We start from the raw sequence: 24,889 nt of genomic DNA on the forward strand, positions 1-24,889 counted from the left end.
CCGGGCGGCGTCTCGTGACGTCCGCGCCGGGTGGCCGGTCGGCCCGGCGGCCGGGTCGCCGGGACGCGGACCGTGCACCGGGACGTCGGTGGCATGACGGACAATGGGGGAGTGGTCCTCTACCGAGACGAAGCGATCGTCCTGCGCGCCCAGAAGCTGGGCGAGGCGGACCGCATCGTCACCCTGCTCACGCGCGAGAACGGCAAGGTCCGGGCCGTGGGCAAGGGCGTGCGCCGCACGTCCTCGCGCTTCGGGGCGCGGCTCGAGCCGTTCATGTTCGTCGACGTCCAGCTCCACGTGGGCAGGTCGCTCGACGTCGTGACGCAGGCGGAGACCGTGGGCCCCTACGCGCGCGCGATCTGCGAGGACTACGGCCTGTACACGGCGGGGGCCGCGATGCTGGAGACGGCCGAACGGCTCGTCGAGGCCGAGAAGGAGCCCGCCGTCCAGCAGTTCTGGCTGCTCGCCGGAGCCTTGCGGTCGCTCGCGGGGCACGCGCACGCGCCGGGCCTGGTGCTCGACTCCTACCTCCTGCGCGCCTTCGCGGTCGCCGGGTGGGCACCGAGCTTCACCGACTGCTCGCGCTGCGGCGAGCCGGGCCCGCACCGGTCGTTCGCGGTGGCCCTGGGCGGGGCGGTCTGCTCACGGTGCAGGCCGCCCGGGTCGACGTCCCCGGCCCCCGAGACCTTCTCCCTGCTCGCGGCGCTGCTCGCGGGCGAGTGGGACGTGGCGGACGCGTCGGACGTGCGCCACCGCAAGGAAGCCAGCGGCCTCGTGGCCGCCTACAGCCAATATCACCTGGAGAGAACGTTGCGATCACTGCGGATGGTGGAACGAGACGACGCGGGTACCCCGCGGGCCGGGGGAGAGGCCTGATGGGGCGACCGATCCAACCGCCGCCGCCGCACCCGTCGGGCGCGACGGCGCCGAACATCCCGGCCCGTTTCGTGCCGAACCACGTCGCGATCGTCATGGACGGCAACGGCCGGTGGGCCAACGAGCGCGGGCTTCCGCGCACCGAGGGCCACAAGGCGGGCGAGGCCGCGCTGCTCGACGTCGTGGCGGGTGCGATCGAGATCGGCGTCAAGCACGTCTCGGCGTACGCGTTCTCGACCGAGAACTGGAAGCGCTCGCCCGAGGAGGTCCGCTTCCTCATGCAGTTCAACCGGGACGTGATCCGCCGTCGCCGCGACGAGATGAGCAGCTGGGGCGTGCGCATGCGGTGGGCGGGGCGCCGTCCGCGCCTGTGGGGCTCGGTCATCAAGGAGCTCGAGGACGCCGAGCGGCTGACCAAGGACAACGACACGTGCACCCTGACGATGTGCGTGAACTACGGCGGGCGTGCCGAGATCGCGGACGCGGCGCAGGCGATCGCCCAGGAGGTCGCGGCGGGCCGGCTCGACCCGAGGAAGGTCTCGGAGAAGACGGTCGCGAAGTACCTCGACGAGCCGGACCTGCCGGACGTGGACCTGTTCCTGCGGTCCTCGGGTGAGCAGCGCACGTCGAACTTCATGATCTGGCAGGCCGCGTACGCCGAGATGGTCTTCCTGCCCGAGCACTGGCCGGACGTCGACCGGCGCAGCCTGTGGCGCGCGGTCGAGGAGTACGCGAGCCGCGACCGGCGCTACGGCGGGGCGATCGACAAGTCGGCGGAGTCGGCCGACATCCCCTGACGTCCTCGGGCACCGAGGTAGAGGGCAGGTGTCGGGACGGAGCCGTCGTCTCGACGCGAGCCCTCTACCTCGACGTGCAGGCACCGGCGCCCTGCACGTGTCGGTGCCCCTCGCTACCCTGCCGGGTATGACTCTTTCGATCGGTATGGTCACGGTGGACTCGACCGACCCGCGCCCGCTGGCGCAGTGGTGGGCCCGGCAGACGGGCGGGAAGGTGATCGACGAGGCCGACGGCTGGTTCCTCGAGGTCGTCCCGCCGCACGAGGGCAAGGGCCCCGTGCTGGGCTTCCAGAAGGTCGAGGACCCGACGCCCGGCAAGAACAAGATCCACCTCGACGCGTCGTCCGCAGACCGCGCGGCAGAGGTCTCGCGACTGCTGGCCGACGGTGCCTCGCTGGTCGCCGAGCACACGATCCCCGGCTACCGGTGGTCGGTGCTCGCGGACCCGCAGGGCAACCAGTTCTGCCTGGGCGAGCCCGACGAGAGCGCGACCGAGATCTCCTGAGAGCGTCAGTCGCGCTCGGTGGGGGCCGCCGAGGGGCCCGAGGAGCCGCCGCGCGTGCGACGCGCGTTCGGGGGCCCCTCGTCCGGCGCATCGAGCAGCAGGTCGGCCACGTCGCCGAACGGGTTGCTCCCGGTCGTCGGGGACGGCGCGTCCGTCGCCACGGTCGGGGCGTCGTCCCTGCCCGACGGCGCCGCGGGGGTCGCGGCGTCCTCGTCGCCGTGCGCGGCGCGGGCGCGGCGGCGTCGCGAGGCCACGACGATCCAGGCCACGAGCCCAGCCACGAGCAGCACGAGCACGGCCAGGCCGACGGGGCTGCCGGCCGCGAGCAGCACGGCGGTGTTGAACGCCGCGATCCCGACGGTCGTCCAGATGGCGGCCCAGATGGCGCACCCCGGGAGCAGCGCCGCGAGGTAGCGCGGGAGCCGCATGCGGGTGTAGCCCGCCGTCAGGTTGATGACGGTCTGGACCCCGACGGTGAAGAACGACAGCGTGACCGCGATGGGCCCCCACCTGTTGATCGTGGCGATCGCCCGCTGAGCCCGCTCGCCCTCGAGGCGCTTCGCCCACCGGGTGTTGCCCGTGCCACGGGCCACGCCACGACCGACCCAGTACGTGGCCTGCGCACGGACGAACACGATCGCGAAGGCCGCGGCGTAGATGATCCAGTACGGCACGCCGTCGATCGTGAAGATCCCCGTCGACCCGTCGGCCGCCGCGACGACCTCCCGCGCGAGGTGCGGCGCGGAGGCGAGCGACGCCGTCGGGCCCAGGAGGAGCGACACGCTCACGACGCCTGCTTCGCGCGGCACGCCTCGCAGGTACCGAACAGCTCGATCGTGTGCTGGATGTCCGTGAAGCCGTGGACGGCGCCCACCTGGGAGGCCCAGGTCTCGACGGTCGGACCGTCGATCTCGACCGCCTTGCCGCACGAGCGGCACACCAGGTGGTGGTGGTGCTCGGAGCGCTCGCACTTGCGGTACAGGCTCTCGCCGTCCTCGGTGCGCAGCACGTCGACGTCGCCGCCGTCGGCCATGGTCTGCAGGGTGCGGTAGACCGTCGCCAGACCCACGGCATCGCCGCGAGCGCGCAGCAGCTCGTGGAGCTGTTGCGCGCTGCGGAAGTCGGGCAGGTCCTCCAGAGCCTCGGAGACCGCTGCCCGTTGACGGGTCATGCGCTGCATCGCTCGCCACCTTCCACGTGGACGTCGTCGGGGATGTCGGGGTGCGGGTCGTGCGCCGTGCGCGGCCTGCGCCGCACGAGCACGGGTCGCAGGACCGCCACGACCGCGTAGAGGGCGATCGCCAGGACGACGATCGTGGCCCCCGGGGACAGAGTCTGCCAGTACGTGACGGACAGCCCGACCACGCAGACCACGACGCCGATGACCATGGCCAGCGCCATGGTCCGCCGGAACGAGATCGTCACGAGCTGCGCGATCGCGACGGGCACGATCATGAGCGCGCTCACGAGCAGCAGGCCCACGACGCGCATGGCCACGGTCACGGTCAGGGCGGCGATGACGGCGATCGCGATGTTGAGGGCCCGCACGGGCAGCCCCGAGGCCCGCGAGAACTCCTCGTCGTAGCTCACGGCGAACAGCGCGGCACGCAGCCCCATGCCGACCGCGAGGATGAGCACGCCCAGGATCAGGGTCAGCCACAGGTCGGTCGGGGAGACGCTCGAGATCGAGCCGAACAGGTACTGCATGAGGTTGCCCGAGCTGCCCCCGGCGACGCCGATGAGCAGGACGCCGCCCGCGATGCCGCCGTAGAACATCAGGGCCAGGGCCACGTCGCCGCTCGTGCGGCCACGCTCGCGCACGATCTCGATGATCACGGAGCCGATCACGGCCGCGACGACCGCGCCGGGGATGGCGAGCGCGTCGTCGGGCACGACGCCCATGGCGCCGCCGACGAGCCAGCCCAGGGCCACGCCCGTGAGGGCCACGTGCCCGATCCCGTCGCCGAGCAGCGACAGCTTGCGCTGCACGAGGTAGGTCCCCATGACCGGAGCGGTCACGCCGACCAGCACGGCCGCGATCAGGGCGCGCTGCATGAAGGGGTCGGAGAGCATCCCGACCAGCTCGTCGAGGGCGTTCACGAGGCGGCTCCACGGTCGATGCGGGCGGGGGCAGGGTTGTGGTGCGTGAGCGGGGCGTCGATGAGGCCCATGTCGATCCCGGCCGAGGCGCCGTGCTCGGCGTCGTCCCCGTGCGGGTGCAGGTGCTCGTGGTCGGGCCCGGCGTGCGCGGCCGTGGCGTGCGGCGGTTCGCCGTCGTGCACCACGAGGCCGTGGCGCAGGACCACGCACCGTTGGATGAGGGGCGCGAGCGCGCCCAGCTCGTGCAGGACGACCAGGACCGTCATGCCACCGCGCGTGAGCTCGGTGAGCGTCGCGGCGAACGCCTCCTGGCTGGGCTGATCGACGCCCGCGACGGGCTCGTCGAGGATGAGCAGCTCGGGGCTGCGCGCCAGTGCGCGGGCGATGAGCACCCGCTGCTGCTGGCCGCCCGAGAGCTCGTGCACGGCGCTCTGCGCGCGGTCGGCGAGGCCGACGCGGTCGAGCGCCTCGCGCGCCGTGGCACGCCAGCCGCGCGGCAGGCGGATGCGGCGGCCGTGCAGCAGTCCCGAGGCGACGACCTCCTCGGCCGTCGACGGGACGCCCGTCTGTGCCGAGACGCGCTGCGGCACGTAGCCCAGGTGCGCCCAGGGGACCCGAGGGCCGAGGTCGGAGCCGAGGAGCCGGACGTGGCCTGCCGCGAGCGGGACGATGCCCACGAGGGACTTCACGAGCGTCGACTTGCCCGAGCCGTTCGCGCCGAGCAGCGCGACGACCTCGCCGCGCTCGACCGTGAGGTCGACGCCGCGCAGGATGTCGCTGCTGCCGAGGCGCACGTGCACGCCGCGGGCCTCGATCGCGGGGGGCTCCACGGAGGAAGCCCTGGGGAGGTCCGGAGACGTCAGGGGTGAGGTGCTCATGCGCAGGTCAGGCCGGTGCGCAGCGCCTCCAGGTTGGTCCGCATGACGCCAAGGTAGTCGGTCCCGTCCTTGCTCAGGCCCTCGAGCGGGTCGAGCACCGCGGCCTGGACGCCGACGTCCTGCGCGAGGGTCTGGGTGACCTTGGGGCTCGTGAGGGTCTCGAAGAAGATCGTGGACACGCCGTGGTCGCGGATGATGTCGGCGACCTCGCGCAACCGGGCGGGAGAGGGCTCGGCCTCGGGGTCGATCCCCGTGATCCCGACCTGCTCGAGCCCGTAGCGCTCGGCGAGGTAGCCGAACGCCTCGTGCGACGTGACGAGGTAGGGGCTCGCGCAGCTCGCGAGGCCGGCCTCGTACTCGGCGTCCAGCGCGGTCAGGTCGGCCGTGAGGGTCTCCAGGTTGGCCGCGTACTCGTCGGCGCCGTCGGGGTCGACCGCGGTCAGCTCGGCCGCGACCTGCTCCGCGACCGGGACCAGGCGGGCGGGGTCGAGCCAGAAGTGCGGGTCGAGGCCACCCTCCGAGGAGTGGTCGTGCCCGTCGTCCGCGTGGTCGTCGTGCGTGGCGTGCTCGTCCTCGGCGGAGTCGCTCTCGGCCGTGGTCGACTCGCCCGGGTGCTCCTCGAGACCTGCGGCCTGGGTCGCGTCGACGAGGTGCGCCGGGTCGCGCGCCTCGACGGCCTCGTCGACCGCTGCCTGGAAGCCGGACTGGTAGACCACGAGGTCGGCCGTGCCGATCGAGCGGGCCTGGGCGGGGGAGAGCTCGAGGTCGTGGGGTTCCGCGGCGGGCGGCGTGAGGTTGGAGACCGAGACCCGGTCGCCGCCCACGCGCTCGGCCACGAACTGCAGGGGGTAGAACGAGGCGAGCACCTGGGTGTCTCCTGTGGCGTCACCGCCCGACCCGCCGCCGCCCGACGTGCCCCCGGAGCCGCAGGCCGTCAGGGTGAGAGCCGCCGCGAGGGCGACGGACGTGGCGAGGGCAGCGCGGGAGCGGGGGAGGTTGCGGGGCATGGCATCCATCGTCACTGATATTGATAACGAATGTCAACAAGGGTCGGTGTGGCCTGGCCGACACCCTGCCCGGGCGTCCACGCCGGCCCGACGGCGCCGCTCGCCGTCGGGCCTGCGTCTCACCCCCTGCCACCCGCCGCGCGCCGCCGCGCCGGGAAAGACCGAGTAACCTGGGACGTTGGTGCCCAGGGCCCGTCCTCCTCGCAGCGACGACCGGGGCACCGGCGTCCCGCAACGTCCCGCACGAAGCCACGTGCGGGGTACGCACGATTCCCTGGAGTGATCAACTGTGGCCACTGCGCCTTCTCGACTCGATGCCGTCGTCTCCCTCGCCAAGCGGCGCGGGTTCGTCTTCCCCTCGGGCGAGATCTACGGCGGTACCCGGTCCGCCTGGGACTACGGGCCGCTCGGTACCGAGCTCAAGGAGAACATCAAGAAGCAGTGGTGGCGCACCATGGTCACGAGCCGTGACGACGTGGTGGGCCTCGACTCCTCGGTAATCCTCCCGCGCGAGGTCTGGGTCGCCTCGGGCCACGTCGGCGTCTTCACCGACCCGCTCACCGAGTGCCTCTCGTGCCACAAGCGGTTCCGCGAGGACCAGATGATCGAGGAGTTCGAGGAGAAGAAGGGCCGCGCCCCCGAGGGCGGCCTCGCCGAGATCGTGTGCCCCAACTGCGGCACGCGCGGCCAGTGGACCGAGCCCCGCGACTTCAACATGATGCTCAAGACGTACCTCGGCCCCGTCGAGGACGAGTCCGGGATGCACTACCTGCGCCCCGAGACCGCGCAGGGCATCTTCGTGAACTTCCAGAACGTCGTCGGCGCGGCCCGCAAGAAGCCGCCGTTCGGCATCGGCCAGATCGGCAAGTCGTTCCGCAACGAGATCACGCCGGGCAACTTCATCTTCCGCACGCGCGAGTTCGAGCAGATGGAGATGGAGTTCTTCGTCGAGCCCGGGACGGACGAGGAGTGGCACCAGTACTGGATCGACCTGCGCACCAACTGGTACGTCGACCTCGGCATCGACCGCGACAACCTGCGTCTCTACGAGCACCCGAAGGAAAAGCTGTCGCACTACTCGACCCGCACGGTCGACATCGAGTACCGCTTCGGCTTCAAGGGTTCCGAGTGGGGCGAGCTCGAGGGGGTCGCGAACCGCACCGACTTCGACCTCAAGACGCACTCCGAGCACTCCGGCAAGGACCTCACCTACCGTGACCCGGTCACGAACGAGAAGTACGTGCCGTACGTCATCGAGCCCGCCGCGGGCCTGACGCGTTCGCTCATGGCCTTCCTCGTCGAGTCCTACCACGAGGAGGAGGCGCCCAACGCGAAGGGCGGCACCGACGTCCGCACGGTGCTCAGGCTCGACCCGCGCCTCGCGCCCGTCAAGGCCGCCGTGCTGCCGCTCAGCCGCAACGAGCAGCTCTCGCCCAAGGCGCGCGACCTGGCCGCCGAGCTGCGCAAGTTCTGGAACGTCGACTTCGACGACGCCGGGGCGATCGGCCGCCGCTACCGCCGTCAGGACGAGATCGGCACGCCGTTCTGCATCACGGTCGACTTCGACACGCTCGACGACCAGGCCGTGACGATCCGTCACCGCGACACCATGGCGCAGGAGCGCGTCGCGCTCGACCAGGTCACGGCGTACCTGGGTGCGCGCCTCCTCGGCGCCTAGCACGCCCGCCCTCAGGGGCCGGAGAAGGGCCGTCGTCCACCCGTGGACGGCGGCCCTTTTTCTCCTGCCCGGGGTTGGTGGGAGAATGGCCCGGTGACCCTCCCCACCCTTTCCGACGCCACGCGTGCGCCCGAGACCCCGGCGCCCGCAACCGGACACGTGCTGCCGCCCCTGCGGATCGGGCCCCACGTCGTCGAGACCCCCGTGGTCCTCGCCCCCATGGCGGGCGTGACCAACGCCGCCTTCCGTCGGCTGTGCCGCGAGCACGGCGCAGGCCTGTACGTCGCCGAGATGGTGACCAGCCGCGCGCTCGTCGAGCGCAACGAGGAGTCGCTGCGCATCGTCACCTTCGAGGACGACGAGAAGACCCGCTCGGCCCAGGTCTACGGTGTGGACCCCGCGACGGTCGGCGCCGCGGTGAAGATCATCGCGGGCGAGGACCGGGCGGACCACGTCGACCTCAACTTCGGCTGCCCCGTGCCCAAGGTCACGCGCAAGGGCGGCGGCTCGGCGCTGCCGTGGAAGCGGGACCTGTTCACCTCGATCGTGCGCGCCGCGGTCAAGGCCGCCGAGCCGTACGACGTGCCCGTCACGATCAAGATGCGCAAGGGCATCGACGACGACCACCTCACCTACCTCGAGGCCGGGCTCATCGCCCAGCGCGAGGGCGTCGCGGCCGTGGCCCTGCACGCGCGGACCGCCGCCGACTACTACAGCGGCACCGCGGACTGGTCGGCCATCGCGCGCCTCAAGGAGACCGTAACCGAGATCCCGGTGCTCGGCAACGGCGACATCTGGTCGGCCGAGGACGCCGTGCGCATGGTGCGGGAGACGGGGTGCGACGGCGTCGTCGTCGGCCGCGGGTGCCAGGGGCGCCCCTGGCTCTTCGCGGACCTGGCCGCGGCCTTCTCCGGCTCGGACGCGCGCGTGACGCCCGGCCTGCGGGAGGTCGCCGAGACCGTCTACCGCCACGGCGAGCTCATGATCGAGTACTTCGGCGGGGACGAGGGCAAGGGCATGCGCGACCTGCGCAAGCACATGGCCTGGTACCTCAAGGGGTACGCGGTCGGCGGCGAGGCGCGTCAGGGCCTCGCGATGGTCTCGACGCTCGACGAGCTGCGCGGCAAGCTCGACGCGCTCGACCTCGACCAGCCCTACCCGGGAGAGGCCGCCGAGGGGCAGCGCGGACGCGCCGGCTCGCCCAAGAAGCCCCACCTGCCGTACGGCTGGCTCGACTCGCGCGAGCTCTCCGAGGAGTTCGAGGAGAAGCTGCGCGAGGCCGAGCTGAGCGTCTCCGGGGGCTGAGACCCGCCGGAAGGCATGACGACGGCCCGGTGTCGGAGGACGTCCTCCGGCACCGGGCCGTCGTCGTGCGGGCCTCGAGCCGCCCGGGCTACCGGGTCACGCGCGGAACCACACCGTGGTGTCCACCGGGACGCGGACCTGCGGGTCGGCGCTGCGGTCGGTGACCGTGGGGCCGCTCTCGACCAGGACCTGCGCACCGCGGGGCAGGACGACGGGCTCGGAGCCCAGGTTCGCCAGGACGACCACGTCGCCGTTGCGGAAAGCGATGACGTCCGTGGAGTCCGCGTAGGCGTCGACCCAGGCGAGCGAGCCCGCGCCGAGGTTCTCGGCCTTGCGGATCTCGAGCGCGGCCTTGTACATCTCGAACGTCGAGCCGGCGACGCCGTACTGCGCGTCGGCCGCGAGGGTCTTGTACGACTCGGGCTGGGGGAGCCAGGTCTGGCCCGTGGGGCCGAACCCGAGACCCGGGGCCTCGGCCTCCCAGGGGAGCGGCACGCGGCAGCCGTCGCGGCCGGCCTCGGCGCCCTCGGTGCGGAAGAACGCGGGGTCCTCGCGGACCTCGTTCGGGAGCGAGGTGTGCTCGGGCAGGCCGAGCTCCTCGCCCTGGTACAGGTACGAGCTGCCCGGCAGGCCGAGCATGAGCAGGCTCGCGGCGCGGGCGCGGCGCAGGCCGACCTCCTCGTCCGGCTGGGGCTCGTGCGCGAAGATCCCGTTGGGGCGCAGGCCCGGCTCGGCGAGGCCCAGGCGCGAGGGGTGGCGCACGACGTCGTGGTTCGACAGCACCCAGGTCGTGGGTGCGCCGACCTCGTCGGACGCGTTGAGCGAGGCCGCGACGACCGCACGCAGCGGGGCGGCGTCCCAGGCCGTGGTGAGGAACGAGAAGTTGAACGCCTGGTGCATCTCGTCGGGGCGCACGTAGCGGGCCAGGCGCGAGAGCGGCTCGACCCAGGCCTCGGCGACGAGGGCACGGTCGCCGTCGTACTCGGCGAGGACCTTGTGCCAGGCGCGGTAGATGTCGTGCACGCCGTCCTGGTCGAACATGGGGCCGGAGTTGCCGGCACCGGTCGAGCCGTCCTCGGGGGCGCCCGTGTCGGTGCCCTCGACCATCGAGACGGTGCCGTCCCAGTCGGGCAGGCCGTCCTGCTTGACCATGCCGTGCGCGACGTCGATGCGGAAGCCGTCCACGCCCTTGTCGAGCCAGAAGCGCAGGACGTCCTCGAACTCGGCGCGGACCTCGGGGTTGGTCCAGTCGAGGTCGGGCTGGGTCGAGTCGAACATGTGCAGGTACCACTGGCCGGGCACCTCGCCCTCGGCACCGGTCACGACGTGCGCGTCCGCGCCCGCGGTCACGCGGGTCCAGGCCGGGCCGCCGAAGATGGACTGCCAGTTGTTGGGGGGCAGCTCGCCGTTCTCGCCCTTGCCCTCGCGGAAGAGGTAGCGCGCACGGGCGGGGGAGCCCTCGGGGGCGGCGAGCGCCTCGACGAACCAGGCGTGCTGGTCCGAGGTGTGGTTCGGGACGACGTCGACGATGACGCGGATGCCCATGCCGTGGGCCGTCGCGAGCATCTCGTCGAAGTCGGCGAGCGTGCCGAACAGCGGGTCGACGTCGCGGTAGTCGGAGACGTCGTAGCCGGCGTCCTTCTGCGGGGACCGGTAGAAGGGCGAGAGCCAGACGGCGTCGATCCCCAGGGCCTTGAGGTGCGGCAGGCGGGCCGTCACCCCGGGCAGGTCGCCGATACCGTCGCCGTTGCCGTCCGCGAAGGAGCGCGGGTAGACCTGGTAGATCACGGCGTCGCGCCACCACTCGCCGGGGCCCGCGTGGGCCGCGTGGACGAGCTGGGTGGCGGTCAGCGCCGTGGCGGAGTCGACCTCGGTCGCCGTGGTCGAATCGATACGAGACATGGAGTACAGGTCCTCACTGTGCGGGGTGTGGCTGGGTGCTGCGAGTTCTGGGTGGCGACGGGTCGTCGCGCCGGCTGCGGTGCGACGGTCCGAGCGGGGATCCGGGCGCGAGAGCGCCTCGGGGATCACCGGAACGGCGACCGAGGTGCGACAGGAAGGTCGTCGCGTCGGGCCGTCGTCCGAGTGTAAGCGCTTACGGCTAGGGGTTGTCGAGTCGGCCGCTCGGCGCGGCGCCCGTCGACCCGCGCACGATCAGCTCCGGCTGGAACAGCAGCTCCGAGCGCGGGGCCCGCTCCCCGGAGATCTCCGTGAGCAGCGCGCTGATGGCCGCCTGTCCCATCGCGGCGACCGGCTGGCGCACGGTCGTGAGCGGCGGGTCGGTGAACGCGATGAGGGGGGAGTCGTCGTAGCCGACGACCGACACGTCCTCGGGGACGCGCAGCCCGCGCGACCGTGCGGCACGGATGGCGCCGAGCGCCATGAGGTCCGAGCCGCACACGATCGCGGTGTGCCCCGAGTCGATGAGCTCACCCGCCGCGGCCTGCCCGCCCTCGACCGTGAAGAGCGTGACCACGATGTGCTCGGAGGCCTGGTCGGCGTCGTCGACCAGGCCGTGCCGCACGAGGGCGTCCGCGAAGCCGGTGAGCTTGCGCTGGGCCGGGACGAAGCGCCCCGGGCCGATCGCGAGACCGATCTTGCGGTGCCCCAGCGACTGCAGGTGGCGCACCGAGAGCTCGACGCTCGCGACGTCGTCGGGCGAGACGAACGGGGCGTCCACGCCCGGCGCGTAGCCGTTGACCAGCACGATGGGCATGCCGCGGCTGCGCAGGCGCTCGTAGCGCTCGTGGCTGGCCTGGGTGTCGGCGTGCAGGCCGGAGATGAAGACGATGCCGTCGACCGCGTGGTCGAGCAGCATCTCGACGTACTCGTCCTCGGTGGTGCCGCCCGGCGACTGCGTGCACAGCAGGGGCGTGTAGCCGTGCTCCGAGAGCAGCGACTCGACGACCTGGGCGAACGCGGGGAAGACGGGGTTCGTCAGCTCCGGGACGATCAGGCCGACCAGGCCGGCCGACCGGTTGCGGAGCTTCTCCGGGCGTTCGTACCCGAGGAGGTCGAGCGCGGCGAGGACGGCCTGGCGCGTCTCGCTCGCGACGCCGACCTTGCCGTTGAGGACGCGCGAGACCGTCGCAGTGCTGACGCCGGCCTGCTCGGCCAGATCTGTGAGACGGGTACGCACGTGGGGGAGTGTAGGGGACACCGGACCTCCTCGTCCTGGTTGCTCGCGGGCTGGATGTCTCAGTCCCGGAGGCGGTGCGCGATGAGCTGTTTCATCGTGATGTGCAATGCGTTGCATGAAAGTTACCGCAAGCGCTTGCATCATGGCTACCCGGCGTCGTACGGTCGTCCCCATCAGGGCCGAGGAGGGCAGGTTCGCCACCCTTGGCTGACATCTCGATTGCTTGGGAGTGACTCAGATGCGACGGAGCATCCTTCTTGCCGCAGCGCTCGGCACCACGCTGGCGCTCACAGCCTGCTCCGGCGGCGGTAGCGGAGACGACCCCACCACGGGGGCCGAAGACACGACCGGTGCGCTGACGGTCTGGGTCGACGAGACCCGCCAGGCCGCGGTCACGGACGCTGCGAAGGCCTTCGAGACCGAGACCGGCACCAAGGTCGAGGTCGTCCTCAAGAACTTCGACGACATCCGCGCGGACTTCCTCGCGCAGGTCCCGACGGGCAAGGGCCCCGACATCACGGTCGGCGCGCACGACTGGCTCGGCGAGTTCACGACCAACGGTGTCGTCGCACCGCTCGAGCTCGGCGACAAGGCCGCCGAGTTCGAGAAGGTCTCGATCGAGGCCTTCACGCAGGACGGCCAGGTCTACGGCCTGCCCTACGCGACCGAGAACATCGCCCTGATCCGCAACACCGCGCTCGCCGCGACCGCCCCCGCCACGTGGGACGAGGCCGTCGCCGCCGGCCAGGCGGCCGGGACCAAGTTCCCGATCCTCGTCCAGTCGGACGGCGCCAAGGGTGACCCCTACACGCACTACCCGTTCCAGACGTCGTTCGGCGCTCCCGTGTTCGCGCAGAACGAGGACGGCTCCTACAGCTCCGAGCTCGCGATGGGCGGCCCCGAGGGCCAGGCCTTCGCGACGTGGCTCGGCGCGCAGGGCGCAGCCGGCACGCTCAGCCAGGACACGACGTACGACATCGCGGTCGAGGCCTTCAAGAACGGCGAGTCGCCCTTCATCGTCGGCGGCCCGTGGATGATCGAGTCCTTCGAGGGCCTGAACCTCGCGATCGACCCGATCCCCAGCGCCGGTGGCCAGACCGCTCAGCCGTTCGTGGGCGTCCAGGGCTTCTACCTGAGCAACCAGAGCAAGAACGCGCTCGTCGCCAACGACTTCCTCGTCAACTTCCTCTCGACCGAGGAGGCCCAGACGGCCCTGTACAAGGCGGGCAACCGTTCGCCGGCACTGACCGTCTCGGCCGACAAGGCCGCCGCGGAGGACCCGATCATCGCCGGCTTCCGTGCCGTCGGTGCCGACGCCCTGCCCATGCCCTCGATCCCCGAGATGGCTTCCGTGTGGAGCTTCTGGGGCGTGACCGAGGCAGCGATCGTCGGCGGCGCCGACCCGATCACCACCTGGGACAAGATGATCGCCGACATCCAGGCAGCGATCGGTTCCTGATCACCTGACACCCTGGCCGTGGGGCCCCCCCCCGCGCCGCGGCCGCGGGTCGTCGGCGCAGCCCGCACGAGCGGCGCTGCGCCAGCCCCATGACGCGGGCCGGTACCCGTGTCGCACGACTACGGAGGCTCGATGTCCGCCCCACAGATCACGCCCACCGACACCGCCGTCGGCGCTCCGGAGGACTCCGGGCCGCCCGAGGGGCCGCGCAGGGAACGCCCGCGCCGGGACCGCGACGGGTCGCACGCCCGGAACTACAGCCCCGGGTTCTTCGCCAAGCTCGCCCTCATGGCCGTCATCGACGCGCTGGGCGTGTACGTGGTCTGGTCCGCGTGGACGGCCGAGTCGTACGGCATCCTCGCCGCGTCGGCGGCCATGCTGGTCGCGGCCAACTGGGTCTACTTCTCCAAGCGTGCGCTGCCGCTCAAGTACATCCTGCCGGGCCTGATCTTCCTGCTGGCCTACCAGATCTTCGTGGTGGCCTACACGGGCTACATCGCCTTCACCAACTACGGCACGGGGCACAACTCGACCAAGGAGCAGGCGATCGAGGCCCTGCTCGTCCAGAACGAGCGCCGCGTCGAGGGGTCCGAGTCGGCCCCGCTCACGGTCGTCGAGGACGGCGGCACGCTCGCCTTCGCGATCGTCACGCCCGACGGCGACGTCGAGGTCGGCTCGGCCGAGCAGCCCCTGACCGTGGTCGACGACGCGACGGTCGAGGCCGGTCGCGCGACCGAGGTCCCCGGGTACACGGTCCTCGAGCGCGGCCAGGTGCTCCAGCGCCAGGAGGAGGTCACGAACCTCCGCGTCCCCGTGTCCGACGACCCGGAGGACGGGTCGATCCGCACCCCGGACGCCATGACCGGGTTCGTCTACACCTCGACGCTCGAGTACGACGACGCGGCCGACACCATGACGGACACGACGACCGGGACCGTCTACACCCCCAACGACGACGGCCAGTTCGAGGCCGCGGACGGCACGACGCTCGCCGTCGGGTGGCGGGTGGCGGTCGGGTTCGACAACTTCGTCACGGCCTTCTCCGACGGGCGCTACGCGCAGCCCTTCGTCAAGATCCTGGCGTGGACGTTCGTCTTCGCGATCGGGTCCGTGGCGACCACGTTCCTGCTGGGCCTGTTCCTCGCGATCACGTTCAACGACGTGCGCATGCGCGGTCGCAAGATCTACCGCGTGCTCATGATCCTGCCGTACGCGATCCCGGGCTTCCTCGCGGCGCTGCTGTGGTCAGGTCTGCTCAACACACGGTTCGGCTTCGTCAACGAGGTCCTGCTGGGCGGGGCGGAGATCCCGTGGCTCACGGACCCGGTGCTCGCGAAGCTCTCGGTGCTCTTCGTGAACCTGTGGCTGGGCTTCCCCTACATGTTCCTGATCTGCACGGGCGCCCTGCAGTCGCTGCCGTCGGACGTCATGGAGGCCGCGAAGATCGACGGCGCGGGTCGCTGGCGCACGTGGCGCTCGGTCACGCTGCCGCTGCTGCTCATCTCGACGGCGCCGCTGCTGATCTCGTCGTTCGCGTTCAACTTCAACAACTTCACGCTCATCTACATGCTCACCGGGGGTGGTCCACGGTTCGGGGACGCCTCGGTCCCGCTGGGGCACACCGACATCCTGATCTCGATGGTCTACCAGATCTCCGGGGTCGACGGGTCGGCTCCGAAGAACTTCGGGCTCGCGAGCGCGCTGTCGATCGTCATCTTCGTGATCGTCGGCACCATCTCTGCCCTGGCCTTCCGGAGCACCCGCAAGTTCGAGGAGATCAACTGACATGGCGACCACCTCTGTCTCCGCTCCCGTCGGTTCGGCGGGCTCGTCCTCCGGCGGCGCGTCCGGTCCCGAGGGCCGCACGCGCATGAAGCCCGGCCGCTGGTTCAGCGAGCTCGGCTGGCGTCACCTCGTGGGCGTCGTCGCGGTCGTGTTCTCGGCGTTCCCGCTGGTCTACGTCCTGTCGGCGTCGCTGTCGGAGAACGGCACCCTCACGGGCTCCAACTCGCTCTTCGCCGACGTGAGCTCGGTGAACTACGCGGAGCTCGGCGACTCGCTGTTCTGGACGTGGATGCTCAACACGCTCGTGATCGCGGTCGCGACGTCGGTCGGCACCGTGCTCATGGGCGCCGCTGCGGCGTACGCGTTCTCGCGGTTCCGCTTCACGGGTCGCCGCACGGGCCTGACCTCGCTGCTGATCATCCAGATGTTCCCGCAGATGCTCGCGTTCATCGCGATCTTCCTGCTGCTCCTGAGCCTCGGCGACGTGGTCCCTGCCCTCGGCCTGGACAGCAAGCTGGCGCTGATCTGCGTGTACCTCGGTGGCGCGCTGGGCGTGAACACGTTCCTCATGTACGGGTTCTTCAACACGGTCCCGCGCGAGCTCGACGAGGCCGCGAAGCTCGACGGCGCGACGCACGCCCAGATCTACTGGACGATCATCCTGCGCCTCGTGGCGCCGATCCTGGCCGTCGTGGCGCTGCTGTCCTTTATCAGCACGTACGGCGAGTTCATGATCGCCCGCATCGTCCTGACCTCGGAGGCCAACTGGACGCTCGCGGTCGGCCTGTACGGGTGGGTCTCGTCGCTGCGCGAGGCGAACTGGGGCCTGTTCACCGCAGGCGCGGTCATCTCGACGCTCCCGGTGCTGGCGCTGTTCCTCTACCTGCAGAAGTACATCGTGGGCGGCCTGACGGCCGGCTCGGTCAAGGGCTGACCCGTGAGCACCACCAGGCCCGACGACGCCACGTCTGCCGGGAGGGCCGGCTCGCCTCGCGAGGTGGTCACCCTGGCCGCCCACCACGACGGCTCCGAGGTCCACGTCCCCGGCGGCACGCCCGCCCTGGGGGACGTGGTCCCGGTCCGGGTGCGCGTGCCACGGGTGCCCGGCGGTGCCGACGCGCAGGTCCGGGCCGTGTGGCTGCGGACCGTGCGCGACGGCGAGCCGCGCCGGGCGGAGGCGCGGCGCGCCCGGCAGGACGAGCACGAGTCCTGGTACGTGGCCGACGTCCTGGTCCACAACCCGGTCACGAGCTACCGGTTCTTCCTGGACGTCCCGGGAGGGTACCGGTGGCTCAACGGGCGCGGGGTCTTCGACCGGGACGTGCCGGATGCCGCGGACTTCCGCCTGACCGTGCACCCGCCCGCACCGTCCTGGATGGGCGACGGCGTCGTCTACCAGGTGTTCCCGGACCGGTTCGCCCGCTCGGCAGAGGCGGACTCACGGCCGGTCCCGGACTGGGCGCAGCCCGCCGGCTGGGACGACGAGCCGCTCGCGGCCGGGCCCGGCGTCGGGACGCAGTACTACGGCGGCGACCTGCGAGGGATCGAGGAGCACCTGGACCACCTCCAGGCGCTCGGCGTCGGGACGGTCTACCTCACCCCGGTCTTCCCGGGACGCTCCAACCACCGCTACGACGCGAGCACGTTCGACCACGTCGACCCGCTGCTGGGCGGCGACGAGGCGTACGCGTCGCTCTCGCGGGCCGTGCACGCGCGCGGCATGCGGCTGCTCGGCGACCTGACGACCAACCACACGGGCGCGGGCCACGAGTGGTTCGAGCGCGCGCACGCCGACGAGGCGAGCGCCGAGCGCGACTGGTTCTACTGGACGCCGGGCGAGCCCGGGTACGTGGGCTGGCTCGAGCACGCGTCGCTGCCCAAGCTCAACTACGGCTCGCCCACGCTCGGGGCGAGGATGATCGACGGGCCGGGCTCCGTCGTCGGGCGCTACCTGGGCGAGCCCTTCGCGCTCGACGGGTGGCGCATCGACGTCGCGAACATGACGGGCCGCTACGCGGACGAGGACCGCACGCTCGAGATCGCGCGGCGGATCCGCGCGACCATGGCCGCGATCAACCCGGACGCGGTCCTGGTGAGCGAGCACTTCCACGACGCCTCGCTCGACCTCGCGGGCGACGGCTGGCACGCCAACATGAACTACTCGGCGTTCACGCGCCCGATCTGGACGTGGCTCGCGCCGCACGACTCGACCGTCCCGTTCCTCGGGCTGCCCGTGACGACACCGCGCCGCGGCGGGCGCAGCATGGTCGAGACGATGCGCGACTTCGACGCCGTGCTGCCGTGGTCGGTCACGTCGCGACAGTGGAACATGCTCGGGTCGCACGACACCCCGCGCCTGCGCTCGATCGTGGGCTCGGCCGAGATGGTCGAGGTCGCCGCGACGCTCCTGCTGACCTACCCCGGCACGCCCGTGATGTTCGCGGGCGACGAGGTGGGGCTCACGGGCACCAACGGCGAGCACGCGCGCGTGCCCATGCCGTGGGACCGCCCCGAGCGCTGGGACGGCGACACGTTCGAGGTCTACCGGCGGCTCGTTGCGCTGCGCCGGGGGAGCCGGGCGCTGCGCGAGGGCGGACTGCGCTGGCTCGTGGTCGACGACGACGCCGTGGCGTACCTGCGCGAGACGCTCGACGAGCGCGTGCTCGTCGTCGTGGCGCGGGACGCGTGGGACGGGGCGCGCCTGCCGCGGCACCTGCTCACGGGCGCCGACGCCGAGCGGCTGTACGGCGACCTGGGCCTGCGCGTGACGCCCGACGGGCTCGACGTGGCGGGCGACGGCCCGGGCGTCGGGGTGTGGCGGCTGGCCTGAGCCGGTTCGCGTGCGGGGGGCGGCGCACCACGGCGACCCGCCGCGTCGATAGGGTGGGACCCGTGCCCCACACGATGCCAGGAAGTGCCCTCGGATACTCGGCCGACGACGTCGAGCGGTGGGTCCCCGAGCCGCCCAAGAGCAAGGCCCGCACTCCCTTCGAACGGGACCGGGCGCGCGTGGTCCACTCCTCGGCCCTGCGGCGCCTCGGCGCCAAGACCCAGGTCCTCGGGCCGGGCTCCGACGACTTCGTGCGCACGCGCCTGACGCACAGCCTCGAGGTCGCGCAGGTGGGCCGGGAGATGGGGCGCGCGCTCGGGTGCGACCCGGACGTCGTCGACACCGCGTGCCTGGCCCACGACCTGGGCCACCCGCCGTTCGGGCACAACGGCGAGCGGGCGCTCGCGGAGATCATGGCGGACCACGGCGGCTTCGAGGGCAACGCCCAGACGCTGCGTCTCCTGACGCGCCTCGAGCCCAAGGTCTTCGCAGCCGACGGCACGCCCGTGGGGCTCAACCTGACCCGTGCGAGCCTCGACGCGAGCGTCAAGTACCCGTGGCGCCGGGGCGAGGGGCCGCTGCGCGCCGACGGGTCCACGACGCACAAGTTCGGCGTCTACCCCGACGACGTTCCCGTCTACGCGTGGCTGCGCGAGGGCGCCCCTGAGCACGTCAAGTGCATGGAGGCCCAGGTCATGGACCTGGCCGACGACATCTCCTACTCGGTGCACGACGTCGAGGACGCGATCGTTGGCGGCAAGCTCGACCTCGCGGTCCTCGCGGACCGCGACGAGCGGGCGCGCGTCGTGGCCGCGGTCCGCGCCTGGTACGGCGACGCGTACAGCGCGGACGAGCTCGACGCAGCGATCTCCCGGCTCGAGGCCACCGGCCACCTGATGCGCGGGTTCGACGGGTCGCGTCGGGCGCTCGCAGCCCTCAAGGACTCGACGAGCCAGCTCATCGGGCGCTTCAGCGGGTCGGCGCAGGCCGCGACGCGCGAGGAGTACGGTGACGGTCCGCTCACGCGCTACTCGGCGCGGCTGGTCGTCCCGGAGACGACGTCCGCGGAGATCCTCGCGCTCAAGGGCATGGCGGTCGCGTACGTCATGGCCCCGCGCGAGCAGGAGCCGCTGCACCACCAGCAGCGGCAGGTCCTGGCGGACCTCGTCGGGGTCTTCATCGACAAGGCTCCTGGTGCGCTCGAGGCGCCGTTCGCGGCGGACTGGGTCGAGGCGCCCGACGCCGCCGCTCGCCTCCGGGTCGTCGTCGACCAGGTCGCGTCGCTCACCGACGTGAGCGCCTACCAGCTCCACGAGCGGTGGGTCTCCGGGCCGCGCTGACCTCGACGCGGCGACGGCCCGGCCCCTGGTGGGGACTGGGCCGTCGCCGCGTTCGTGGGAGTCCGGTGAGGGCAGGCCCGACGTGCTCAGCCGAGGGTGGCCGTGAGCTGGGCGACGAACTCGTCGAGCGCGTAGGGGATGCTCAGGACGGTCGGCGCGGACGTCGCCATGGCGTAGTCCATGCCGACGACGCGGATCACGCGGTCGTCGACGACCGAGGGCAGCGCCGCGAAGAGCGGGTTGCCCATGAGGGTGTCGTAGACCGTCTCGTCGACGTCGATGAGGATGAACGCGTCGGCGTCGAGCGTCGGGATGAGCTCGGAGCTGACCGAGACCGACGACGCGTCCTCGGCGCCGCAGACCGTGAGGGTGCCCGGGGACGGCACGAGCCCGATCTGGGTCAGCAGCTCGATGCGCGGGTCAGAGGGGCAGAAGACGATGAGGCCGCCCTCGCCGTTCATCGCGTACGTGATGGTCTTGCCCTGGAGCCCGGGGTGGGCTGCGGCCGTCTCGGCGACCTTTGTCCCGACGCCGTCGACGAGCTCGTCGGCCTTGGCGGGCTGCCCCAGGGCGGCCCCGATCATCGTGGTCTGGTCCTGCCACGACGTCTCCCACGCGGAGCCCGGGAACGCGACGGTCGGGGCGATCTCGGAGAGGCGCTCGTAGGCCGTGTCGGTGATGCCCGAGTAGACGGCGATGATCACGTCGGGGCGCAGGGCCGCGATCTGCTCGAACGGGACGTCGGGGTTGCTCGTGAGCAGCTCGGGCGTGGCTCCCTCGAAGGTCTCGGTCAGCCAGGGGAGGATGTCGTCCTCGATGCCGGGGCCCGTGAACCTCTCGATGCCCACGGGCACCTTGCCGAACGCGACGACCGCGTCCTGGCTGCTCCAGCCGATCGTCACGACGCGCTGGGGCTCGGCGTCGATCGTCGTCGAGCCGTACGCGTGCTCGATCTCGACCGGGAACGCGTCGGCCTCGGCGAGGTTCGTCGTGGCGACGTCGGCTCCGCCCGCGGGGGCCGGCGTCGAGCCGTCGGTCCCTCCCGTCGAGCAGGCCGCGAGCGCGGCCAGGGTCGTGAGCGCGGCGACGGCGCCCAGGAGACGGCGCCGGGGAGCGGTGCGACGGCGGGTGGTGGTCGGGGTCATGAAGGGTCCTCCGTCGGGCGTCTCGCAGTGCGACTCGACGCCCGCTAGTTAGATGAGCCTAGCCTTAGTTGGCGGGACGAAGGTGAGGCTAACCCGGGCGGGATCGAGAAATCCTGCCAGCGATGACCGATTTCCCGCCAAGGTCAGTGGCCGGGCGCTCCGAGCAGGCGCGCGTACGCGGCAGGCGACATGCCCGTGGTGCGGCGGAAGACCGTGACGAACGTGCTCGGGCTCGAGTACCCGACCTCGCGGGCGACCTCGCGGACCGGGCGACCCTCGGCGAGCAGCACGAGAGCCGCGCCCGTGCGCGCGAGGATGCGCCACTGCGCGAACGACAGCCCCGTCTCCTCGACGAACCGGCGCATGAACGTGCGGGGGCTCGTGCCGATCTCCGACGCCCAGGCGTCGAGCGAGCGACCGTCCCCCGGGGTCGCGAGCAGACGGTCCGCGACATGGCGAAGGTCCACGTCGCGCGGCATGCGCAGCTCGATGCTCGCGGCGGGCAGCGGCACGATCTGCTCGACCGCGAGCGCCTGGAGGTTGTGGCGGCTCGCGTCGGGCATGACGGCCGTGCGGCCGTGCAGGAGCAGCTCACGCAGCAGGGGAGTGACGGGCACGCCGACCACGCTGTCCCACCGGGGGACGGCCTGGTCCGGGTTGAGGTACGTGGCGTAGACCGTCACGTCGGGATCCGCCCGGACCTTGTGCGGGGTGCGGGCGGGCAGCCAGATGCCGAGCGTCGGCGGGACCAGCCACCGGCGCCCCTGGGTCTCGACGTCGAGCGGACCGCCCTCGCACCACACGAGCTCGTGCTCGTGGTGCACCTCGCCCGGCCACTCACGGGCGTGCCCGGGCTCGAACACGATGGTCGCGAGGCTCCAGGGGTCTGCGACGAGACGGCCCTCGGGGGCCCGGTACTCGACCCACGGCTCGTCGGGGGACGACGGAGCACCCCAGAGGCGGATGCTCCCGGGGTGCTCGTCGATCGTCATGGGCAGGACGTTACCGCCCGTGCCCGCCCGGTCGGCTGATCGGCCGGCCCGGGCGACCGGCTCAGCCGGCCGGCTGCTCGCTCATCCAGGCGTCGCTCGCGCGCTGCACGTCCTCGGGCGTGACGGAGTCGGCGACCGTCGTGAAGTACCACCGGTGCCCGAACGGGCACCGCACCGAGGCCTGCCGGAAGCCCTCGAACCAGTCCGCGGGCTCCGACGTGCTCGTCGCGCCCGCGGCGATCGCTCGGGCGTACGCGGCGTCGGTGTCCGGGACGGGCACGGTGAACGACACGGGGGTCGGGCCCTCGGGATCCGGCGCCACCGACCCCGCGCCCGGGAACTCCTGGGCGACCGTGAACGTCGAGAACCCGGACGTCGTGGGCAGGCGCAGGTCGGAGTGGACGATCGCGTCGCCGGCCGTGATGACGTCGTCGACCTCGGCGCCGAACGCCGCGGTGTAGAAGTCGATCGCGGCGCGCGCGTCGGCGACGGCCAGGTTCGGGTGCAGGGCTGACATGTCCATGGTTTCCTCCAGGGGTCGGTGCTGCCGGGTCGTGGTGCCTCCGTTCCATCGTCGTGTCGGTGCGCGGTGGCAGTCTTGGAGGAATGCGACACGAACCCGCGGGCGCCGCCGGCGCCCCGAGCAGCCCCGGTGGCCCGGGCGCTCCCGGCGTCCCGTCCACCACGTACGGCGTGGTGGACCCGGCGGCCGCGCGCCGGGCGTTCGCGCTCGAGCGGCTGCCCGCCCCGGCCGACCTCGCGGACCGCGTCGACTGGTTCTGGCTCGTGCGCTGGGACCTCCCGGTCGGGGAGTCGTTCACCCAGACCGTGATCCCGCACCCGTGCGTCAACCTCGTCGCGGAGCCGAGCGGGTTCGCGGCCCACGGCATCCCCGACGGGCTGTTCGACCGCACGCTGCTCGGGACCGGCGTCGTCGTCGCCGCGAAGCTGCGCCCCGGGGCGCTGGCCGTGCCGCGCGGGACGTCCCTGCCTGCGTCGGACGTCCTGGGGCCGGGGGCGGACGAGGCGGGGGAGCGCGCCCTCGCGCTCGCCGACCGCGGCCAGGACGAGGCCGCGGTCGGCGTCCTCGCGGACCTCCTGCGCGACCGGCTCACGCCCGACCGCGCGCTGGCCCAGGTCTCCCGCGTGCTGGACGCCGTGACGTCGGGCGAGCTCGGCCCGCACGCCCGCGTCGCCGACCTCGCGGGCGTCGCGGGCACCAGCACGCGCAGCCTCCAGCGCCTCCTCGGCGAGCGCGTCGGCGTCGGGCCCAAGTGGGTCCTGCAACGTCACCGCGTCCACCTGGCCGCCGAGCGCCTGGCCACCGACCCCGGGCAGGACCTCGCGGCGCTCGCGGTCGACGTCGGCTACTACGACCAGGCGCACCTCGCTGTGGACTTCGTCTCCGTGACCGGTCACACCCCGGGCGCGTACGCCCGCCGGTGCGCGGAATCGCGGGCCCGGCTGCTGCAGCTCGCGTCCTCCTGAGCGGGTCGAGGGGCGGCCTGTGCCGCCTCGGGCGCGGACCCGGCGTGACACGTGGGCGGCGGCACCTACACTCGGGTACGTGGCAGGTCTGATCCGACGCGAGGACGTCGACGCGGTGCGCGAACGCGCGAGGATCGACGAGATCGTGTCCTCGCACGTGACCCTCAAGCCCGCCGGCGTCGGGTCGCTCAAGGGACTTTGCCCCTTCCACGACGAGCGCTCCCCGTCCTTCCACGTCCGCCCCCAGGTGGGGCGCTGGCACTGCTTCGGCTGCAACGAGGGCGGCGACGTCATCTCCTTCGTGCAGAAGATCGACGGCATGACCTTCACCGAGGCCGTCGAGTACCTCGCGGACCGCGTCGGCATCCAGCTGCGGTACGAGGAGGGCGGCGGCCCGCGCAGGACCGAGGAGCCCGGTAAGCGCCAGCGCCTGCTCGAGGCGCACCGCGTGGCCTCGCAGTACTTCTCCGAGCAGCTCTTCGCGCCGGGCGCCACGGTCGCGCGCACGTTCCTGGCCGAGCGCAGCTTCGACCGCTCGGACGCCGAGCGCTTCGGCGTCGGGTTCGCCCCGACCGGCTGGGACTCGCTCCTGCGCCACCTGCGCGGGCGCGGCTTCACCGAGGCGGAGCTGATCGCGTCAGGCCTCATGAGCCAGGGCCAGCGCGGCATCTACGACCGCTTCCGCGGCCGCCTCGTGTGGCCCATCCGTGACGTCACGGGCGAGACCATCGGGTTCGGTGCGCGCAAGCTCTTCGACGAGGACCAGGGCCCCAAGTACCTCAACACCCCGGAGACCACGCTCTACAAGAAGTCCCAGGTGCTCTACGGGATCGACCTCGCCAAGCGCGAGATCGCCAAGAACAAGCGCGTCGTGGTCGTCGAGGGGTACACCGACGTCATGGCCGCGCACCTGTCGGGCGTCACGACGGCCGTCGCGACGTGCGGCACGGCGTTCGGCACCGACCACGCGCGCATCGTGCGCCGCCTCCTGGGGGACACGACCGCGGGCGGCGGGCTCCAGCTCGCGTCGGGCGCGTCGCTCGGGGGAGAGGTCGTCTTCACGTTCGACGGCGACGCCGCCGGTCAGAAGGCCGCCGTCCGCGCGTTCGGCGAGGACCAGCGCTTCTACGCCCAGACGTTCGTCGCGGTCGAGCCCGGCGGCATGGACCCGTGCGAGCTGCGCATGGCGCGCGGCCCCGAGGGCGTGCGGGCGCTCGTGGACGGGCGACAGCCCCTGTTCGAGTTCGTCATCCGCACCACGCTCGCCACGTTCGACCTCGACACCGCCGAGGGGCGCGTGGCCGCGCTGCGCGCCGCGGCGCCGGTCGTCGCGGGCATCCGCGACACGGCCCTGCGGCCCGAGTACGCGCGCATGCTCGCGGGCTGGATCGGGATGGACGCGGAGTCGGTGCGGCGTGCGGTCGCGGCGGCGGGCAAGGCCGGGGTCCCGCAGACGCTCCCGGCCCCGGTGCGCCCGGCACCCCCCGGGGCCGACGCCGCAGCCTCCGCGGCGCCGTCGGGCCCCGTCTTCGCGCAGCCCGACCCGCGCGGCCCCGTGGCGCGCC

The 24,889-nt window shown here is 72.3% G+C and carries 22 protein-coding genes; 12 read left to right on the top strand and 10 right to left on the bottom strand.

Going from position 1 to position 24,889, the window contains the following annotated elements; translation table 11 throughout:
* The first annotated feature begins 111 nt into the window (after positions 1-111).
* From recO to H9652_RS05695, 3 genes are all read left to right on the top strand, one after another.
* Positions 112-876 (top strand): DNA repair protein RecO, encoded by a 765-nt coding sequence (gene recO / locus H9652_RS05685; protein ID WP_138824114.1) that lies wholly within the window; start codon positions 112-114, stop codon positions 874-876.
* A complete protein-coding gene (locus H9652_RS05690; RefSeq protein WP_138824115.1) occupies positions 876-1,673 on the top strand; it encodes an isoprenyl transferase in 798 nt (265 codons plus the stop codon). The genes recO and H9652_RS05690 overlap by 1 nt, the downstream gene beginning before the upstream one ends.
* 127 nt (positions 1,674-1,800) lie before the next feature.
* On the top strand, positions 1,801-2,178 hold the full coding sequence (locus H9652_RS05695) for a VOC family protein (RefSeq protein WP_191795392.1): 378 nt from the start codon (positions 1,801-1,803) through the stop codon (positions 2,176-2,178).
* 5 nt (positions 2,179-2,183) lie between these two features.
* Here H9652_RS05695 and H9652_RS05700 read toward each other — a convergent pair whose 3' ends face one another.
* Genes H9652_RS05700 through H9652_RS05720 form a run of 5 tightly spaced genes read right to left on the bottom strand, consistent with a single transcriptional unit; the run spans position 2,184 to position 6,163 of the window.
* The gene (locus H9652_RS05700; protein WP_318243999.1) at positions 2,184-2,966 is read right to left on the bottom strand and encodes a DedA family protein; all 783 of its coding nucleotides are present in this window, start codon (positions 2,964-2,966) and stop codon (positions 2,184-2,186) included.
* Positions 2,963-3,358, bottom strand: a complete 396-nt coding sequence (locus tag H9652_RS05705; RefSeq protein WP_191795393.1) for a Fur family transcriptional regulator — start codon at positions 3,356-3,358, stop codon at positions 2,963-2,965. The genes H9652_RS05700 and H9652_RS05705 overlap by 4 nt, the downstream gene beginning before the upstream one ends.
* Positions 3,346-4,251, bottom strand: coding sequence for a metal ABC transporter permease (locus H9652_RS05710; RefSeq protein ID WP_191795464.1), 906 nt, complete (start codon positions 4,249-4,251; stop codon positions 3,346-3,348). The genes H9652_RS05705 and H9652_RS05710 overlap by 13 nt, the downstream gene beginning before the upstream one ends.
* A gap of 23 nt (positions 4,252-4,274) precedes the next feature.
* Positions 4,275-5,156, bottom strand: coding sequence for a metal ABC transporter ATP-binding protein (locus tag H9652_RS05715; protein WP_191795394.1), 882 nt, complete (start codon positions 5,154-5,156; stop codon positions 4,275-4,277).
* A complete protein-coding gene (locus H9652_RS05720) occupies positions 5,153-6,163 on the bottom strand; it encodes a metal ABC transporter substrate-binding protein (protein ID WP_191795395.1) in 1,011 nt (336 codons plus the stop codon). Before H9652_RS05720 ends, H9652_RS05715 begins: the two co-directional genes overlap by 4 nt.
* A 289-nt stretch (positions 6,164-6,452) precedes the next feature.
* On the opposite strand from H9652_RS05720, the gene H9652_RS05725 reads away from it, so the two are divergent.
* Together H9652_RS05725 and dusB are read left to right on the top strand one after the other, a co-directional pair.
* Positions 6,453-7,841: a glycine--tRNA ligase gene (locus H9652_RS05725; RefSeq protein WP_191795396.1), complete on the top strand. Its 1,389-nt coding sequence runs from the start codon at positions 6,453-6,455 to the stop codon at positions 7,839-7,841.
* Positions 7,842-7,934: 93 nt separating this feature from the next.
* The gene (gene dusB, locus H9652_RS05730) at positions 7,935-9,146 is read left to right on the top strand and encodes a tRNA dihydrouridine synthase DusB (protein WP_404822001.1); all 1,212 of its coding nucleotides are present in this window, start codon (positions 7,935-7,937) and stop codon (positions 9,144-9,146) included.
* A gap of 96 nt (positions 9,147-9,242) precedes the next feature.
* Here the strand turns inward: dusB and H9652_RS05735 are convergent, their stop codons facing one another.
* Entirely contained in the window at positions 9,243-11,048 is a 1,806-nt protein-coding gene (locus H9652_RS05735; RefSeq protein ID WP_191795397.1) for a glycoside hydrolase family 13 protein, read from the bottom strand.
* A gap of 199 nt (positions 11,049-11,247) precedes the next feature.
* Complete coding sequence (locus tag H9652_RS05740) at positions 11,248-12,285, bottom strand: LacI family DNA-binding transcriptional regulator (RefSeq protein WP_318244000.1); 1,038 nt, start codon at positions 12,283-12,285, stop codon at positions 11,248-11,250.
* Between the two features lie 238 nt (positions 12,286-12,523).
* Here H9652_RS05740 and H9652_RS05745 point away from each other — a divergent pair, with 238 nt between their 5' ends.
* The 5 genes from H9652_RS05745 (at position 12,524) to H9652_RS05765 (ending at position 19,699) form a co-directional block, all read left to right on the top strand.
* Positions 12,524-13,744, top strand: coding sequence for a sugar ABC transporter substrate-binding protein (locus H9652_RS05745; protein ID WP_191795399.1), 1,221 nt, complete (start codon positions 12,524-12,526; stop codon positions 13,742-13,744).
* A 132-nt stretch (positions 13,745-13,876) separates the two neighbouring features.
* Positions 13,877-15,529 carry an ABC transporter permease subunit gene (locus tag H9652_RS05750; RefSeq protein ID WP_191795400.1) on the top strand — a complete coding sequence of 551 codons (1,653 nt, stop codon included), beginning with the start codon at positions 13,877-13,879 and terminating at the stop codon, positions 15,527-15,529.
* Between the two features lies 1 nt (position 15,530).
* Positions 15,531-16,463, top strand: a complete 933-nt coding sequence (locus tag H9652_RS05755; RefSeq protein WP_191795401.1) for a sugar ABC transporter permease — start codon at positions 15,531-15,533, stop codon at positions 16,461-16,463.
* A 63-nt stretch (positions 16,464-16,526) separates the two neighbouring features.
* Positions 16,527-18,359, top strand: coding sequence for a glycoside hydrolase family 13 protein (locus tag H9652_RS05760; RefSeq protein WP_191795466.1), 1,833 nt, complete (start codon positions 16,527-16,529; stop codon positions 18,357-18,359).
* 74 nt (positions 18,360-18,433) lie between these two features.
* A complete protein-coding gene (locus H9652_RS05765) occupies positions 18,434-19,699 on the top strand; it encodes a deoxyguanosinetriphosphate triphosphohydrolase (protein WP_191795467.1) in 1,266 nt (421 codons plus the stop codon).
* 86 nt (positions 19,700-19,785) lie between these two features.
* On the opposite strand, the gene H9652_RS05770 is transcribed toward H9652_RS05765, so the two are convergent.
* The 3 genes from H9652_RS05770 to H9652_RS05780 all read right to left on the bottom strand — a co-directional run bounded on the left by H9652_RS05770 (position 19,786) and on the right by H9652_RS05780 (position 22,359).
* Positions 19,786-20,844 (bottom strand): iron-siderophore ABC transporter substrate-binding protein, encoded by a 1,059-nt coding sequence (locus tag H9652_RS05770; RefSeq protein WP_191795402.1) that lies wholly within the window; start codon positions 20,842-20,844, stop codon positions 19,786-19,788.
* Between the two features lie 143 nt (positions 20,845-20,987).
* A complete protein-coding gene (locus tag H9652_RS05775) occupies positions 20,988-21,836 on the bottom strand; it encodes a helix-turn-helix domain-containing protein (protein WP_191795403.1) in 849 nt (282 codons plus the stop codon).
* Between the two features lie 61 nt (positions 21,837-21,897).
* A complete protein-coding gene (locus H9652_RS05780; protein ID WP_191795404.1) occupies positions 21,898-22,359 on the bottom strand; it encodes a VOC family protein in 462 nt (153 codons plus the stop codon).
* An 83-nt stretch (positions 22,360-22,442) separates the two neighbouring features.
* Between H9652_RS05780 and H9652_RS05785 the strand changes: the two genes are divergently transcribed.
* Both H9652_RS05785 and dnaG read left to right on the top strand, forming a co-directional pair.
* The gene (locus tag H9652_RS05785) at positions 22,443-23,324 is read left to right on the top strand and encodes an AraC family transcriptional regulator (protein ID WP_191795405.1); all 882 of its coding nucleotides are present in this window, start codon (positions 22,443-22,445) and stop codon (positions 23,322-23,324) included.
* Positions 23,325-23,403: 79 nt separating this feature from the next.
* Positions 23,404-24,889 (top strand): DNA primase (gene dnaG / locus H9652_RS05790; RefSeq protein WP_318244001.1); only part of this gene is annotated, 1,486 nt, incomplete at its 3' end.

Origin of the sequence: Oerskovia rustica (genome assembly GCF_014836555.1) — a bacterium.
Lineage (GTDB): Bacteria > Actinomycetota > Actinomycetes > Actinomycetales > Cellulomonadaceae > Oerskovia > Oerskovia rustica.